The 15,505-nt window shown below is 38.7% G+C and carries 16 protein-coding genes, 1 pseudogene and 1 riboswitch; of the genes and pseudogenes, 10 read left to right on the top strand and 7 right to left on the bottom strand.

The window, feature by feature from the left end; translation table 11 throughout:
• Window positions 1-85 precede the first annotated feature (85 nt).
• Window positions 86-216: riboswitch (FMN riboswitch) on the top strand.
• 144 nt (window positions 217-360) lie between these two features.
• From ribE to JFV29_RS10440, 4 genes and pseudogenes are all read left to right on the top strand, one after another.
• On the top strand, window positions 361-999 hold the full coding sequence (gene ribE / locus JFV29_RS10455) for a riboflavin synthase (protein WP_201183046.1): 639 nt from the start codon (window positions 361-363) through the stop codon (window positions 997-999).
• A 19-nt stretch (window positions 1,000-1,018) separates the two neighbouring features.
• Window positions 1,019-1,657: pseudogene (gene ribB, locus JFV29_RS10450) on the top strand (3,4-dihydroxy-2-butanone-4-phosphate synthase); the annotation flags it as partial.
• 80 nt (window positions 1,658-1,737) lie between these two features.
• Window positions 1,738-2,208: a 6,7-dimethyl-8-ribityllumazine synthase gene (ribH, locus tag JFV29_RS10445; RefSeq protein WP_056522523.1), complete on the top strand. Its 471-nt coding sequence runs from the start codon at window positions 1,738-1,740 to the stop codon at window positions 2,206-2,208.
• Between the two features lie 704 nt (window positions 2,209-2,912).
• Complete coding sequence (locus JFV29_RS10440; protein WP_201183042.1) at window positions 2,913-4,079, top strand: DHH family phosphoesterase; 1,167 nt, start codon at window positions 2,913-2,915, stop codon at window positions 4,077-4,079.
• Window positions 4,080-4,343: 264 nt separating this feature from the next.
• Here JFV29_RS10440 and JFV29_RS10435 read toward each other — a convergent pair whose 3' ends face one another.
• The 7 genes from JFV29_RS10435 to JFV29_RS30985 all read right to left on the bottom strand — a co-directional run bounded on the left by JFV29_RS10435 (window position 4,344) and on the right by JFV29_RS30985 (window position 9,811).
• Window positions 4,344-5,210 (bottom strand): YihY/virulence factor BrkB family protein, encoded by an 867-nt coding sequence (locus tag JFV29_RS10435; protein ID WP_190270389.1) that lies wholly within the window; start codon window positions 5,208-5,210, stop codon window positions 4,344-4,346.
• 144 nt (window positions 5,211-5,354) lie between these two features.
• Entirely contained in the window at window positions 5,355-5,807 is a 453-nt protein-coding gene (locus JFV29_RS10430) for a hypothetical protein (RefSeq protein ID WP_201183040.1), read from the bottom strand.
• 129 nt (window positions 5,808-5,936) lie between these two features.
• A complete protein-coding gene (locus JFV29_RS10425; RefSeq protein WP_056522512.1) occupies window positions 5,937-7,163 on the bottom strand; it encodes a cation:proton antiporter in 1,227 nt (408 codons plus the stop codon).
• A 6-nt stretch (window positions 7,164-7,169) separates the two neighbouring features.
• Window positions 7,170-7,667, bottom strand: coding sequence for a cation:proton antiporter regulatory subunit (locus JFV29_RS10420; protein WP_053344355.1), 498 nt, complete (start codon window positions 7,665-7,667; stop codon window positions 7,170-7,172).
• A gap of 52 nt (window positions 7,668-7,719) precedes the next feature.
• Window positions 7,720-8,283 carry a tyrosine-type recombinase/integrase gene (locus JFV29_RS10415; protein WP_201183038.1) on the bottom strand — a complete coding sequence of 188 codons (564 nt, stop codon included), beginning with the start codon at window positions 8,281-8,283 and terminating at the stop codon, window positions 7,720-7,722.
• Window positions 8,284-8,594: 311 nt separating this feature from the next.
• Window positions 8,595-9,602 (bottom strand): rod-share determining protein MreBH, encoded by a 1,008-nt coding sequence (gene mreBH / locus JFV29_RS10410; RefSeq protein ID WP_098176932.1) that lies wholly within the window; start codon window positions 9,600-9,602, stop codon window positions 8,595-8,597.
• A gap of 77 nt (window positions 9,603-9,679) precedes the next feature.
• Window positions 9,680-9,811, bottom strand: coding sequence for a hypothetical protein (locus JFV29_RS30985; protein ID WP_274606920.1), 132 nt, complete (start codon window positions 9,809-9,811; stop codon window positions 9,680-9,682).
• A 122-nt stretch (window positions 9,812-9,933) separates the two neighbouring features.
• Here JFV29_RS30985 and JFV29_RS10405 point away from each other — a divergent pair, with 122 nt between their 5' ends.
• The 6 genes from JFV29_RS10405 to JFV29_RS10380 all read left to right on the top strand — a co-directional run bounded on the left by JFV29_RS10405 (window position 9,934) and on the right by JFV29_RS10380 (window position 15,410).
• Window positions 9,934-11,031 carry an AbrB family transcriptional regulator gene (locus JFV29_RS10405; protein ID WP_201183036.1) on the top strand — a complete coding sequence of 366 codons (1,098 nt, stop codon included), beginning with the start codon at window positions 9,934-9,936 and terminating at the stop codon, window positions 11,029-11,031.
• A 372-nt stretch (window positions 11,032-11,403) separates the two neighbouring features.
• Window positions 11,404-12,195 carry a flagellar motor stator protein MotA gene (motA, locus tag JFV29_RS10400; RefSeq protein ID WP_057218176.1) on the top strand — a complete coding sequence of 264 codons (792 nt, stop codon included), beginning with the start codon at window positions 11,404-11,406 and terminating at the stop codon, window positions 12,193-12,195.
• Window positions 12,188-12,943, top strand: coding sequence for a flagellar motor protein MotB (gene motB, locus JFV29_RS10395; protein ID WP_201183033.1), 756 nt, complete (start codon window positions 12,188-12,190; stop codon window positions 12,941-12,943). Before motA ends, motB begins: the two co-directional genes overlap by 8 nt.
• Window positions 12,936-13,280: a late competence development ComFB family protein gene (locus tag JFV29_RS10390; protein WP_242486811.1), complete on the top strand. Its 345-nt coding sequence runs from the start codon at window positions 12,936-12,938 to the stop codon at window positions 13,278-13,280. The genes motB and JFV29_RS10390 overlap by 8 nt, the downstream gene beginning before the upstream one ends.
• Before the next feature lie 247 nt (window positions 13,281-13,527).
• A complete protein-coding gene (gene tnpB / locus JFV29_RS10385) occupies window positions 13,528-14,733 on the top strand; it encodes an IS200/IS605 family element RNA-guided endonuclease TnpB (RefSeq protein WP_201183031.1) in 1,206 nt (401 codons plus the stop codon).
• 161 nt (window positions 14,734-14,894) lie between these two features.
• A complete protein-coding gene (locus JFV29_RS10380; RefSeq protein ID WP_201183030.1) occupies window positions 14,895-15,410 on the top strand; it encodes a type 1 glutamine amidotransferase domain-containing protein in 516 nt (171 codons plus the stop codon).
• The last annotated feature ends 95 nt before the right edge of the window (window positions 15,411-15,505 follow it).

Genomic DNA, 15,505 nt, shown 5'->3' with positions numbered 1-15,505 from the left:
GTTCTTGTTACTAATGGTTCATTTAAGGTTAGAAATTTTACATCTTTACTTTAAGGTGATAAAATATTCAGAGATTCATAATAATTTAGTCCTTCGGGGTCGGGTGAAAATCCCAACCGGCGGTGATGAAGAAATTCTAAGCCCGCGAGCCTGATAAAGGCAGGATTTGGTGAGATTCCAAAGCCGACAGTATAGTCTGGATGGGAGAAGGACGTGTGGAACCCAAGTGTATACGTGCGCCTAATTTTTCAAAAATGAAAATTTTAGGCTTTTTAGGTATACAATTTTTCACTCATTTCTCCTGCTAACTCCTTAGGTCAATCTAAGGGGTTTTTTATATTCTATAAAAGGGGGAAAAACATGTTTACGGGAATCATTGAGGATATCGGTACCGTCCATTCCTTGAAAAAAGGAAAAAGCAGCATGGAGTTGGCGATTCGTTCTGAGAAAATCCTCGAAGATGTTCATCTGGGGGACAGTATTTCTGTCAACGGAGTTTGCTTAACCGTAACGTCCTTCACGCAAAGTCTGTTTACTGTCGACGTGATGCCAGAGACGGTCAAAGCTTCTTCAATCCGGACGTTAAAACTAGGATCACCTGTGAATCTGGAACGTGCCATGAGTGCACAGGGCAGGTTTGGCGGTCATTTTGTTTCAGGCCATATTGATGGTACGGGAACGATAATAAAAAAAGAGCGAAAAGAAAATGCTGTGTATTATGTGATCAATTTGGAAGAAGGACTTAGTAAATTTTGCATCCCAAAAGGGTCAGTTGCCATTGATGGTACGAGCTTGACAATTTTCGGGATAGAGGGAAACCTGCTTACTGTATCTCTGATTCCCCTGACTCATCAAGACACAATATTGGGGCGGAAAGCAGCTGGCGATATCGTTAACATCGAAAATGACATGATAGGGAAATATATTATACATCAAATAAAAAAAAGTGATTCAAAACCAGGACTGAATTTAGAGTTTTTGGCAGAACACGGATTTTAATTAAAGGGCGGTGTAAAAGATGTTCCATACAATAGAAGAAGCGATCGAAGACTTAAAAGCTGGTAAAGTAGTAATCGTATCCGATGATGAAGACCGTGAAAATGAAGGTGACTTTGTTGTATTGGCAGAAAAGGCAACGCCTGAAGCGATTAATTTTATGGCGACCCATGGACGCGGTTTGATTTGTACAACCATTACCGAAGAACTGGCGGCAAAATTGAATTTGCATCCTATGGTCGGTGAAAATACCGATCATCATGGAACTGCTTTTACAGTTAGTGTCGATCATAAAAGTACTTCTACAGGAATAAGTGCATTTGAAAGATCCTTGACCATTCTGGAGCTTCTTAAAGAAGATTCAGTTGCTGGGGACTTCCAACGACCTGGTCACACTTTTCCGATTGTCGCTAAAGAAGGTGGCGTGTTAATACGGGCAGGGCATACGGAGGCATCCGTAGATTTGGCAAAGTTATGCGGGGCTGCTCCTGCAGGTGTTATTTGTGAAATCATGAATGAAGACGGGTCAATGGCACGAGTATCTGATCTAGAAGTTATCGCCGAAAAATTCGATCTTAAATTCATTACGATTGCCAAGCTAACTCGTTATCTCCAACAAAGAAAAATATATGAGAAACAGGAACTTGAATTAAATATTCCGAATGCTTGAAGGATATAAGTGGTTGAAAAATAAAAATACGAAAAAAATTGGCATTTTTTTAAAATTAGGAGGATATGGACATGGGGAAAATTATTGAAGCACAATTAATCGGATCAGGTTTGAAAGTAGGCATCGTGGTAGGAAGATTTAATGAGTTTATTACAAGCAAGCTTTTAGGAGGTGCATTGGATGGCCTTAAGCGTCATGGTGTTGATGAGAATGATGTTGACATAGCTTGGGTACCAGGGGCTTTTGAACTTCCGCTAATTGCGAAAAAACTAGTGAACACAGGCAAATATGATGCAGTTATCGGCCTTGGAACAGTAATTAGGGGGGCCACTTCTCATTATGATTATGTGTGTAATGAAGCAGCTAAAGGCATGGCAGCAGTTTCTCTGGATACAGGCGTACCTGTTATCTTCGGTTTGTTGACTACTGAAAATATCGAGCAGGCTATTGAACGTGCAGGAACAAAGTCAGGCAACAAAGGCTATGAAGCAGCCGTTAGTGCTATTGAAATGGCGAACCTTGGAAAATTGATTGAACAGTAAATGGTACACATTAAAAAAGCCGCAGAGAAGAAAATTCTTTTCTGCGGCTTTTTAATGTAGCGAATGTACAATTACCTGTCAGATTGAGCTAGCTTTTTCAACCCATTAAGCAGTTCTTCAAAGTTCGGGAAATTTCTTGCTATTTTATTGATGAGATTATCCTAATCATTGAAGCTTGCCGCCACTTCTTCAATGAAGAAGCGTGTTCACCTGCTCTAGCAGCTTCAATTGAGGCATTCAGAGAAAATAAATTCGTTTGTGTTATATGTCTTCAATCTTTACTAAAACCGCTTGGATGTCTTTATTTTGCTGATCCATTCATCCATTAGTACTCCTTCTGTTTAGCCTTTTCACCAAGGGTATGATGTTCTTAGCAAGGGTGACCATTTCCTTGCTTCTATACTAGTCCTCGTTCCACTTTCCGTAGTAAAGGACTTCATTTTCTCGACAGTGGCGTGCTGGATTCACTTAGAATACATGAAAATATCTCGATTCCAAAGTAATATCTTACCTTTATAAATCGAATAAATACTGGGAAATAAAGAATTTTATAGGTATGATATGAAAATATTTTATTACAAAAGCTGTTCGTAAATGAAGCATGTTAAAATATGCGGATATGATTATGCTACAATTGTAAAGATTGCAATTGAAATTCATATCTTAGGGAAAAGTAATTATATTAGTATTTAGGAGGGGTTTGTGTGTACCATCTCTTTACACATAATGATTTAGATGGAGTCGGATGCGGTATTGTAGCGAAGCTGGCATTCGGGGAAGAAGTAGTGGTTAGTTATAATTCAATCGGGAGACTTAATCAGAATGTAGCAGCATTTCTTGAGCAGGCCAAAATTGAGGATACGTTGCTGGTTACTGATCTTTCAGTTGATGAAGATAATGAAAAAGCGATTTCACAGTTTGTTGAAGATGGAGGCAAAGCGCTTCTGATTGATCATCATAAATCAGCGCTGCATTTGAACGAACATGAATGGGCATCTGTAACAGTCGAGCAGGAAGACGGTAAACAAACAGCAGCGACTTCATTATTCTATCAGTATGCAGTTGAAAAAAAATTGTTGGAACCTTCGCGGATTGTTGCTGAATTTGTTGAATTAGTTCGTCAATACGATACTTGGGAATGGGAAGTAAACAAAAATTTAACGGCAAAACGGTTAAATGATTTGTTCTTTATGATTCCGATTGAGGAATTTGAGATGAAAATCGCCCATAAATTATCAACGGCTGAAAGCTTTACTTTTGACGAAGTTGAGCAAACGCTTTTGGATGTTGAGGAAAGCCGGGTTGATCGGTACATAAACAGGAAAAAAAGAGAAGTCTATCAGGCTACGGTTGGTCCCCATACAGCAGGTGTGGTCCATGCTGAGTCCTATCATTCGGAATTGGGAAACGAACTGTCCAAAGAGTTTTCCCATCTGGATTATATTGCAATTCTAATGGTCGGAAGTAAAAGAATCAGCTTTCGGACAATCCATGATGACATAGACGTTTCTGAGGTTGCAGGTAAATACGATGGGGGCGGTCATCAAAAAGCCGCAGGTTGCACAATGTCCGAAAAGGCATACAGTCAATACGTAGAAAAGACCTTCTTTGCCGAGCCTATTAAACGCGATGCTCATAAAAACCAATTGAATATCAAGGAATCCCCAGAGGGTTGCCTGTATTCAACGAGAGAAAAACAAGATATTTTCATCTATGAAGATGAAGAAGAAGAATGGATTGTGGAGATCAACGGAAAACAACAGAAAAAAACATTTGATACATTTGGGGAAGCGGATAAATATATAAAGCGGAAATACGCTGCGTGGCTGGCCCATGATGAAAGATACGAAGAGTTTGTCAATAGAGGGTGAATAGGAAAACGGCTGTCCGAATGTGGGCAGTCGCTTTTTGTTGTGTCTCTAAGACGGAAACCTGACACTTTGTGTAGAATCATCCATAAATCGAAGGAAACGAAGATAAATGGAGACTTTCCGTAGATTAAACTGAAATTTCGTAGATAAAAAGAAAGATTCGTTGATAAAAGTTGTTGATCCTACTCATTTACGTAGGATTGGACTGAACTTTCATAAAAATCAGGCTCAAAAGGGATGCCTTTTGAGCCTGTTTAAGCTATTTCACCTTTTAAGTGGGACAGGATGTACGATGGTACGGGATTGTTTTTTTGGTATAGAATTTTGGCGATGAAGAATTGCGTTGATTTCGCCACCGATTACAAAGATCAGACCACTCAAATACAACCATAACATTAAGATGATAACGCCCCCTAAACTGCCGTAAGTGGACGAATAGTTAGCAAAGTTGCTGACATAGAATGAGAATCCAAGTGATATTCCGAGCCACAGTACGGTTGCGGTCACGGCCCCAGGGATAACGTGTTTAATTGGAAAACTCTTATTCGGTGCAAAGCGATATAAAAAGGTCAATACTAGTGAGATAACGACAACTGCAATGATCCACCGTAATAAGCTGAATAGACTTTGCATTTCTTCAGGAAGCGAGATGACTTGTTGTAATAAATCGATGATCACTTTCCCAAAAACGGGCAGACCTAACATAACGATAAAAGCTACAACCAAGCCTAAGGTTAAGATAATAGAAATAAAGCGGGCTTTAATGAAGTTCCTTGTTTCTTTCACATCATAAGCGATGTTCATTGAATGAATAAACGCATTCATACCGTTTGAGGCTGACCATATGGTGCCTAGGAAACCGAAAGTAAGTAAGCCGCCGTTCCGCTCACTTAATATGTTGATAATATTTTCCTCGATGACTTCCACCGTTTCCGTTGGCATGAATGTTTTTATAGTATCCATGGCTGTCTGAATGTCGATATTCAAATAAGGTAAAATCGAAAGTAGTAAAATGAGCAAAGGGAATAGTGCGAGTAAATAATAATAGGCCTGTTCTGCTGCCAACCCTGTTACACGATCTTCTTTTATTTCTTTGATAAGCTGCTTGCTGAATTTTATCGACTTATTCATCCGGGCATCACTCCTGAATAGTTACTAAGGTTATCTGCTTCTTTTCCCACAGTTCAGGTAAGTTAATCCTCCTATCTAAAGAAAAGAAAAGAAAATGGAAGGTACTTTTTTAAAAAAGGTCTTGATAACCCTTCAGGTTGTCTTTCATTGTATATCTGTTGGTTTTCTTATACTTGTAAGAACAATATAACCCGCAATTATTCCTGTAATTGAATTAAATGTGGTTGATCCATCTGCTCCGAAGTATCCTCCCCAAACCAATGTGGAGAAAGGTAATTCGAATTCAATTATTTCAGTGAAATACAAAATTGGAATAATGGACATGTAAATGAACGGTAATCCAAGGATGAGTAACCTTAGCCAATTCATTTTCCAGTGACCTTTTGTTAAAAAGTTTTTCACGATACTAGGTATCGCGAATATGCCCCCGATGAAAATTGGAAAGAAAGATTGAAACAAAAAATATCCCTTAATCTCATATGTTTCGCGACTAATTAATTCTAGATGATGTTGGTACTTTAAACCATATAATAATACACTTAATAATAGAATTAAGTAGGATAAATAACTAATTGTTCTTTTCCAAGAATGGCTCATAAAATGTTTCCCCCCCGTCTTTTTACTATTATACGGGAAAATAAGGAAAAAGTTTCGGCGGTTAACATTTGCAGAGCTTTAAAGAAGAAGTGTAAAGAAAGGCCGAACATTTTGTCCGACCTTCCTCTATTACACTTCTTCTTTTTGTTGTTCCTTTTGGACCTTTGGCGGCGTCCATTTGAAGATTTTATTGAGGATATTATAGATATGTTTGGATTCTTTTGTAAGGATCGGTCCAAGAATCGCTAAGGTCAAAACATATAGTGCCGCAAACGGGGTTAGTATTGGCATTAAACCACCTGCAATACCTAGATTGGCGAGAATAATGGAGAATTCACCACGTGAAACAATAGTTAAACCGATATTGGCTGAGGCTTTGTGAGATAAACCAGATTTTCGTCCGGCTATCATACCAGCGACAAAGTTACCGATTATAGTGATGATAACGGCTCCAAGGACCATCCAGACAGCTCCACCAAGGGTAGTTGGATCAATGCTCAAGCCAAAGCTGAAGAAGAATATGGCGCCAAAGAAGTCTCTAAAGGGAATGACAAGTTTTTCTATCCTGTCGCTGTGTTCCGTTTCAGAAAAGACTAGACCAAGCAGTAATGCACCGATGGCCTCTGCAACGTGAATTGTTTCTGAGAAACCTGCGACAAAGAATAGCAAGGCAAACACAACAATAATAAATATCTCATCAGAGGATATATTAAATAATTTGTTGAGTAAACCAGAGGCTTTCCGAGCTATTACGAAAAATATCAGCATATATCCGATGGCGATGAAGGTAGAAAGTAGCGTTCCCCAAATGGAACCAGAATCGCTTAATACCAATCCAGATACGACTGATAAATAAACAGCAAGGAAGATATCTTCAAACATGATGATACCAAGAATAAGCTCTGTTTCGTTATTACCTGTTCTTTTAAGATCGACAAGGACCTTTGCTACAATGGCACTTGATGAAAAGCTGATAATCCCTGTTAATATTAGAACTTCTCTTAAAGGTAGTCCTAGTAGGAAACCGTATAGTAAGGCCATTCCAGCGTTGATTAAAATGTAATACGTTCCGCCTGTTACTATATTTTTCCCTGACTTCATTAGCTTTTTAACGGAAAACTCAAGACCTAAGTAAAATAAAAGGAACAATATCCCGATTCTTCCGAGGAACGCTATGATTTCATCACTTTCGATGAAGCGCAGATCAATCAATCCGAAGTTTGGAGCATGGGGGCCAACGAGCATGCCGATGATAATTAATAATGGAACATTTGATATTTTAAATTTACCTGCAACGAGAGCAGCTAATGCTACTAGAAGCAGGGCAGTTCCTACTTCAAAGACTAAATGGTCCATATGTGCTTAGTCACTCCTTTCGTCGGTCAAAAGTTCTCTTGTCAGGTTACGGATATCTTTTCTTTCACCAGATATTACTAGCGTATCGCCTGTTTCGATGATAGAGTCTGGACCAGGATTGTTTAGTTGTTTTTTTCCTTTTTTCGAATGGGCAATAACGGTTACGTTGTAATTGCTCCGAATATCAATCGAGCCTATTGTTTGATTGATTGCTCTTGAACCTGGTTCCACCTTGAACCATTCAATAACCAAGTCGCCTAATGACATCTCAATCGTTTCAAGCGCTTGTGGTTTGTAAACCATACCGCCTATGATGGAAGCCATTTGTCGCGATTCCTGATCGTTAAGGGTGATGCTCGATATAACTTCTTCATGTTCATTATCAAAATGGTACAATTCCCGACGGCCATCATCGTGAATGACAATCACTAACTTTTCATCATTTCTCGTTATGATTTCAAATTTTTGGCCAATACCAGGAAGTTCGCTTTCTCTAATTTTCACTGGAATTCCTCCTTAAGATAGTTGGTTAGAGTTTTAGAAGATAGAAATATGTTTATAAATTAACGTCAATAATCGTTTTGAATTTCTTCTCCTTAGAAATGCCGATGTATTTTAGTGTCTCTGATGGACTTGAATGATGGTAATGCTTTTGTATCAAAGAAAGAGACACTCCTTGTTTATAGGCATGATAGCCAAATGTTTTGCGCATCGAACTCGCTCCGAATTTACCTGTCAGACCTGCACCTTCCACAGCATCATGAATGATTCGGTGAGCTTGTTGGCGCGTAATCGGCTTTTTTGTTTTAGGGGATAGAAATAAAAATTGACCTTCGATAACCTTCGAGCCTTTTAGGTATTCTTGTAAGGCGGTACGAACTTTCAAGTTCAAATAAATTTGAGTGATTTCTTCATTCTCCATTCGTTGCTCAAAAAACTCTTTGATTTTTCCTGTTTCATCGAGAACGTTGGAAACAGTGATTTCCAGCATTTCATTTATCTTCATACCCGTATTGATTCCGAGTACAAATAATAAATAATCCCGACTGGAGTGAGCTCGTAAGTACGTTTTTATTTTGCTGATTTGATTGATATCCTTAAAGGCTTCCACATATTCCATAGATCTTCTCCTCTTACCAATGTAACATAATTATATTATATCACAAATTATGTTACATTACATGTATTAAGTCCTATAAGAAAGATTCCCCCAAAAAAAGCAACTCATATGGAAATAACAAAGTGGTGTCCAAAAATAAACCTTCTTTTACTTATTCTCTACCTAAACAAGAAAAAATATATCAGTTTAGTGTGTTATATCTTACTAAATGGAGGGGATGTAGGGCATTTCAAAAAAACGTAGTTTGGCAGCATAAAACATAAAAAAAGAGGGAATTCCTAAGTTGGAATTCCCTCTCTAAATTTCTTTTTTTAATAGACTGCTTTTTGTAATTTATGAATGACCTCAAGTGAAAGGCCAGTTCCTATGGCAACTGATTCAAGCGGGTTATCAGCAAGTTTGACTGGTACTACAATTTCATTAGTTAGCCAATCTTGTATTCCATTAAGGAGTGCACCTCCACCAGATAAGATGACACCTTGATCAACAATATCACCACTTAATTCAGGAGGACAGTCTTCCAAAGTGGCTCTGATTGCTTCTAAAATATGAAGAAGCGATTCCTGGATTGCTTCCTGGACGTCAGTGGATGATATCGTAATCGGTTTTGGAAGACCAGTTACAAGGTCGCGACCTCTGACTTCCATGGTCACAACGGAATGTTCAACGAGGGCGTAGCCGATTTCCATTTTTATTTGTTCAGCTGTCCGTTCCCCGATTAACACATTATGTTTTTTTCTTACGAATTGGGAGATATCTTCATCCAATTGATCTCCGCCAATTCTGATGGAATTACAAGAAACTACGCCGCCGTAAGAAATAATTGCCACCTCAGTTGTACCACCGCCGATATCAACGATGACATTAGCAACTGGTTCTTCTACAGGCAGACCTGCTCCGATTGCTGCTGCTACTGGTTCCTCAATAAGGTGGACCTGCTTGGCTCCACAGCTTTTGACTGCGTCCTGAATGGCTCTTCTTTCCACAGATGTTGAGCCTGATGGTGTACAGACTACTACACTTGGCTTTCGAATTGATAAGCCTAAAGCCTTGCTTGCTTTTTTCATGATTTCCCGTAGCATTTGTGCGGTAACATCAAAATCCGCAATGACCCCGTCCTTTAGTGGCCGGATCGCAACAATATTTCCAGGTGTTTTTCCAATCATGTTTTTTGCATCCACACCGACTGCTAATACTTTATTAGTCTCTATATCAATGGCCACAACAGATGGCTCATTAAATACGATTCCTTTATTTTTACTGTAAACTAGCGTATTTGCAGTTCCTAAGTCAATGCCTATTTCTGTATTTGATAACATTTAGTCACCCCTCCATAAGAGTTTGACCCCTATATAAACATTCTACCTTGAACTGAGAGTTTGTGGGGGTGGGAAATCTAGTAAATAGTGGAATTGCTGCACTGTTCTTTTTCATAAAGGGAAAACATGATGAAATATAAAACAGCGCTTGCGATTGCCAGCGCACTAAGAATGCCAAATGTCCAATTGTAGCCAATCCATCCTGTCATGGGAATGGCCAATGGTGCTAACATTGCCCCAGGCGAAAACAAGAGAGGGTAGTAGACTTGAAACAGGTTATTTTATGTTAAGATGAAAGATGAAATTATGGTAGATAAAGAAGGGTAATAATATGAAAACATATTTAGTTGAGAGTAAGATTTTTAGAGTTATTTTCACCGCTTTTCTAGCTTTCATAGGTGGGTTCGTGTTCAATCGTCTTGGAATATATTTACCGTGGATGCTCGGACCATTATTTGTGGTGATGATTGCTAAAATCAAATTAGGAAAGTACATGTTATGGTCTAAACCCTTTAGAAGCACTGGATTGGTTATTCTTGGTTTACAACTAGGAAGTTCATTCACGAAACAATCGTTAAATGAAATGATTGAATATTTGCCCATCATGCTTTTTACGACGGTTGCTATCATTTTATTTACGGTATTAACTGGTTGGTTTGTTGGAAAGCGAATGAATTTATCTTTGAGTACGTCCATGCTTGGCAGTTTTCCTGGTGGTCTGTCTCAGATGGTGGTCCTAAGTGAGGAAATGAAGGATAGTGATGAAACAATTGTTGGCTTCATGCAGACGCTTCGAGTCATCCTTGTTATATCCATTGTTCCCTGGCTTGTGACTCACGTTATGACAGTTGATTCGGTTGCGGTAGTAAGTGTTTCGGATCGGCCCTTTTTCATGTTTGATTATGATTGGAAATTAGCCATTCTGATGATTGTAACCTTTCTATTATTCATTTTCATCACTAAAAGGGTAAACTTCCCGCTGCCATTTTTACTTGGGCCTCTCATGGCGGCAGCCCTATTTAATTTGGCAGGACCTGGGGCACCGCAAATTCCTGATTTTTGGTTGAACTTTTCACAATTGCTGATTGGCACGCATTTAGGGTATACATTGAAGGTCGACAATCCTCGACTTTTCAGAAAGATGTTCGGAGCAGTATTCGTTAGTAATGTCCTGTTAATTGGATTTTGTTATTATCTTTCGATTCAGTTTGCTCCCATCCTATCTATACCGGCTAACGAATTGTTTTTAAGTATGGCACCAGGCGGTGTGGCAGAAATGGCAGTAACAGCTATGTCTGTTCATGTGGATTTATCTGTGGTCACTAGTTTCCACTTATTCAGAATTTTATTCATTTTATTTTTACTCTCACCCATCATCAAATGGCTGGATGGTAGAAATATATGGTACCAGAAAAAAGAACGAGGCTGACATGCTTCGTCTTTTTTTGTCTAAATATTTTTCATTTTAATAGATTAATAAGAAAAGGGTGAATGAGATAGAGCGGAGGGCACATTGGAACAATAGAGAAGATATCGTAAAATTCCTTTTTAAACAAGGTTTTTATGGAAAAAATTAATATATAAAAACAGGGCGGCTTGAAATTCCCTTTTGACGGAAACTTTGTCTGAACTGAAATATGCTATGGAATCTGTCCTTAATAAGGAGTAAAGCAGGTAGATTTTGTGATAATAGAATGAAATTTTAAATTCTATCCAATGGAATAGTAAAATAATACTCATTTTTTTCAAACTTCATCCGATATAAAGGGCAGATAAGACTTTTAATGAATGGGTGAGTATTATGGATATAACATCGGTTTTGGGAGTAGTTCTAGGGATTGTGGCTATTTTAGTGGGAATGGTATTGAAAGGCGTAAGCATTACAGCGCTGATTAACCCGGCAGCTATCTTGATCATTATTGTAGGGACAATAGCTTCTGTTGTAACGGCTTTCCCTTTTTCAGAATTAAAAAGATTGCCAAAAATATTAAAAGTTTTATTCTTAGAACAACAATTAACAAAGCCTGAAGAACTAATTAAAACCTTTTCTGAATGGGCGGTCATTGCCAGAAAAGAAGGCTTATTGGCTTTAGAAATTATTTCGGATCAAGTCGACAATACCTTTTTGAAAAATGGGTTGAATCTTGCGGTCGAGGGTCAGAGTGCTGATTATATTCGTGATATTTTAGCAGAAGAAATAGACGCAATGGAAGAACGTCATCTAAGCGGGGCTGCAATTTTTAGTCAGGCTGGCACATATGCACCGACACTTGGAGTATTGGGTGCGGTAATCGGGCTGATCGCTGCATTAGGTAACATGGCTGATACCGAGGCATTAGGACATGCCATTTCTGCAGCGTTCGTAGCAACCTTGATGGGAATTTACACAGGGTATGTGTTATGGCATCCATTTGCGAATAAGCTTAAGCGGAAATCGCAACAAGAAGTCCGGATAAAAGAAATGATGATAGAAGGAATTTTATCGATCATCGAAGGGGAAGCGCCAAGAACGATAGAACAAAAACTAACATCCTATTTGCCTGCTGAAGATCGTAAAAAGTGGTTAGAAGGCGATGTGAGAGAAGATGGCTAGGCGGAAAAAAAAACAGCGGCATGAAGAGCATATTGATGAGTCATGGTTAGTACCTTATGCCGATATCTTAACTTTGCTTCTTGCACTTTTTATCGTCCTTTTCGCTTCGAGTTCGGTTGATGGAGTTCGATTCCAACAATTATCTAATGTGTTTAATCAAGTGTTTACGAGCGGGACGGGATTTATGGATTTCCCCAGCGATTCTCCCAGCAATAAACCAACATCACCGGAACAAAGTACAGGGGCAGAAGAACTTAAGAGGTTAGGTAAAAGCGAAAAGAAACAGCTTACAGAGGTTCAGGAACGTGTAAATGCATATATTAAAAAGAACGGTTTAACAGATAAATTGGGTACGAACCTCACGGATGAAGGCATGCTGATATCAATTAGGGATAATGTGCTGTTCGAATCAGGCGTGGCAGAGGTTAGAAGTGAAGATCGAAAAATGGCTAAGGAAATTTCAAATCTTCTAGTTATGGACTTACCCAGAAACATTATAATAAGCGGACATACCGATAATATACCGATTCAGACTTACAGGTATGATTCGAACTGGGATTTAAGCGTTATGCGTGCGGTTAATTTCATGAAACTTCTCCTCGGAAATAAAGACTTGGATCCCGAAATGTTCAGCGCAAAAGGTCATGGGGAATTTAAGCCAGTTGCTTCTAATAAAACAAAAAATGGAAGAGCGAAAAACCGGCGTGTTGAAATACTGATTGTTCCGCGGACGGCAATAAATGAGTGAAAACCTGTCTGGTATGGACGGGTTTTTCTTTTTTAAAGGAGTATGTATGGAAAGAGAATATACAAATGTTATGGAAGAGATTGTTGTGACTTGGGTGCAGATTTTAATGGCTGGAATGGAATATCAAACGTTTTGCTCGTGCAACAAATGTAAGAATGACATTATCACATTATCTTTGAATGCCCTGCCCAATTATTATGTAACAACGGAAGAAGGGCGGAAGCGGATATTTGAAAACTTGAATACAGATGAAAACCGAAAGTGGATTAACAAAAGACTTATTAGTGCCATACATGTGGTAGGTAAATTCCCCAAACATAATCAGAATAGAACATGACAGGAGCTCAGAGTCTTGGATCAAAAATCATCTATAAATTTAATAACCTTATACGAGAGTTATTGGTATATATATGGAGGACATTATTATTTTTTATCATTTCCCACCAGAAGACTCCCTCTTAAAGCGTGTGAAGGGCGAGAGCACAACGGTAAGGGGGAGATGAATGGCGGTTGGCATAAGCCAAAGTAATCTTTTTGCAAACGTACGTTCGATGGTTAATAATAACTATAAGGGGGTGAAACCAATGGTCGTAAACAAAGCTTATAAATTTCGAATCTATCCAACTAAAGAACAACTAGTTCTAATCAATAAAACGATCGGCTGCTCCCGTTTTGTCTATAACTTCTTTTTAGGCAAACAAAAGGAGAAAGATGCCTACTGGTATATTTGTGAAGAAATGAAGCAGAACGGCCAATTACCCTCTAATGAACGGAAAGGTTCTTTTCTGAATAAATACGAAACAATCAAAGAACTTCCAGCTTTAAAGAAAGAGTACTCTTTCCTGAAAGAAGTAGACAGTATTGCCTTACAGAAATCGGTGGAAAATTTAGCAGATTCCTATAGTCGATATTATAAAAAGCAAAACAAGTCACCACGCTTCAAATCGAAAAAGAATCCTATCCAGTCCTATACGACTAAACATACGAATGGGAATATTGGAATTTTTGGAAACAAAATCAAATTGCCAAAACTCGGTCTAGTTCGTTTTGCTAAAAGCCGCGAAGTCGAAGGGCGAATCATCAATGCCACAATTAGGCGGAACCCTTCGGGTAAATATTTCATTTCCGTTTTAGCCGAAACCCATGTACAAGTACTTCCTAAAACGAATCGTTCGTGCGGTGTAGATGTTGGTTTGAAGAACTTTGCTATTCTTTCAGATGGTACGGTCTATCAAAACCCAAAATTCTTCCGGACGGTCGAAAAGAAATTGTCCCAAGCACAACGGATTCTTTCAAGGCGACAAGAAATAGCCTTGAATCAAAATAAACCATTGGCTGAAGCCAAAAACTATCAAAAACAAAAACGAAAAGTGGCTATCCTACACGAAAAAATTTCAAATGCCCGAATGGATTACTTACATAAAGTTTCTACCGAAATCATCAAAAACCACGATGTTATTGGAATGGAAGACTTGCAAGTGTCGAATATGATGAAAAATCAAAAACTAGCTAAAGCTATTAGTGAAGTATCTTGGTACCAATTCAAAAAAATGTTGGAATACAAAGCAAAACGGTATGGTAAACAAATCGTGACCGTATCTAAAACGTTTGCTTCTAGCCAATTGTGTTCTAGCTGCGGTAACCAAAATAAAGACGTTAAACATCTGAATCTTCGTGAATGGGATTGTCCTTTTTGTTCTACTCGCCACGATCGAGATATTAACGCAGGACTCAATCTAATGAATGAAGCCTTAAGGCTTCTAACCGTAGGAACTACGGGAGTAGCCTAATTAAAAATTGGCCGATAGGCTAATGTTCTTAGGAATCCCCCACTTCAATCGGACCGTAAGGTCGATAAGTGGTGGGTAGTTCAAGTGTTTATTTATTCTACATGAGGGAACATAAATGGAGTAAGTTCATTCGATCTAAAAATGGAGGAGATGAATTTTTTATGAGTAAAAAAATCGCATGTGTAGTAACGAATATGTTTGAAGACTCGGAGTACAGTGAACCGGCAAAAGCATTTGAGGAAGCCGGCCATACGGTAACTACGATTGAAATGGAACAAGGGAAAACTGTTAAAGGCAAACAAGGTGAAGTCGAAGTCACAATAGATGAAAGCATCGATTCAGTAAAACCAGAGGAGTTTGATGCTTTGTTCATTCCTGGAGGTTTTTCCCCAGACCAGCTACGTGCAGATGCACGCTTCGTAACGTTCGCAAAATCGTTCATGGATGAAAAAAAACCTGTATTTGCAATCTGTCATGGACCACAGTTGCTGATTACTGCCAAAACACTTGAAGGACGTCATGCAACAGGGTATAAATCTATTAAGGTAGATATGGAGTATGCAGGTGCTACATATTTAGACAAAGAAGTCGTTGTTTGCGGCGATCAACTTGTCACCAGCAGGACACCAGAAGATATCCCAGCCTTTAATCGAGAGTCACTTAGATTATTGAAATAAAAAAATCCCGACGCCGTCGGGATTTCAGACTGTAGACAAACTCGATGAAAATCGAGTTTGTCTACAGTTTTTTTGAGGGGTTGTAAAAATTCGAA

The organism is Peribacillus sp. TH16 (genome assembly GCF_016651095.1).
GTDB lineage: Bacteria > Bacillota > Bacilli > Bacillales > DSM-1321 > Peribacillus > Peribacillus butanolivorans.
The sequence above is the reverse complement of the archived record's forward strand: the minus strand, read 5'-3'. Positions and strand labels throughout refer to the sequence as shown.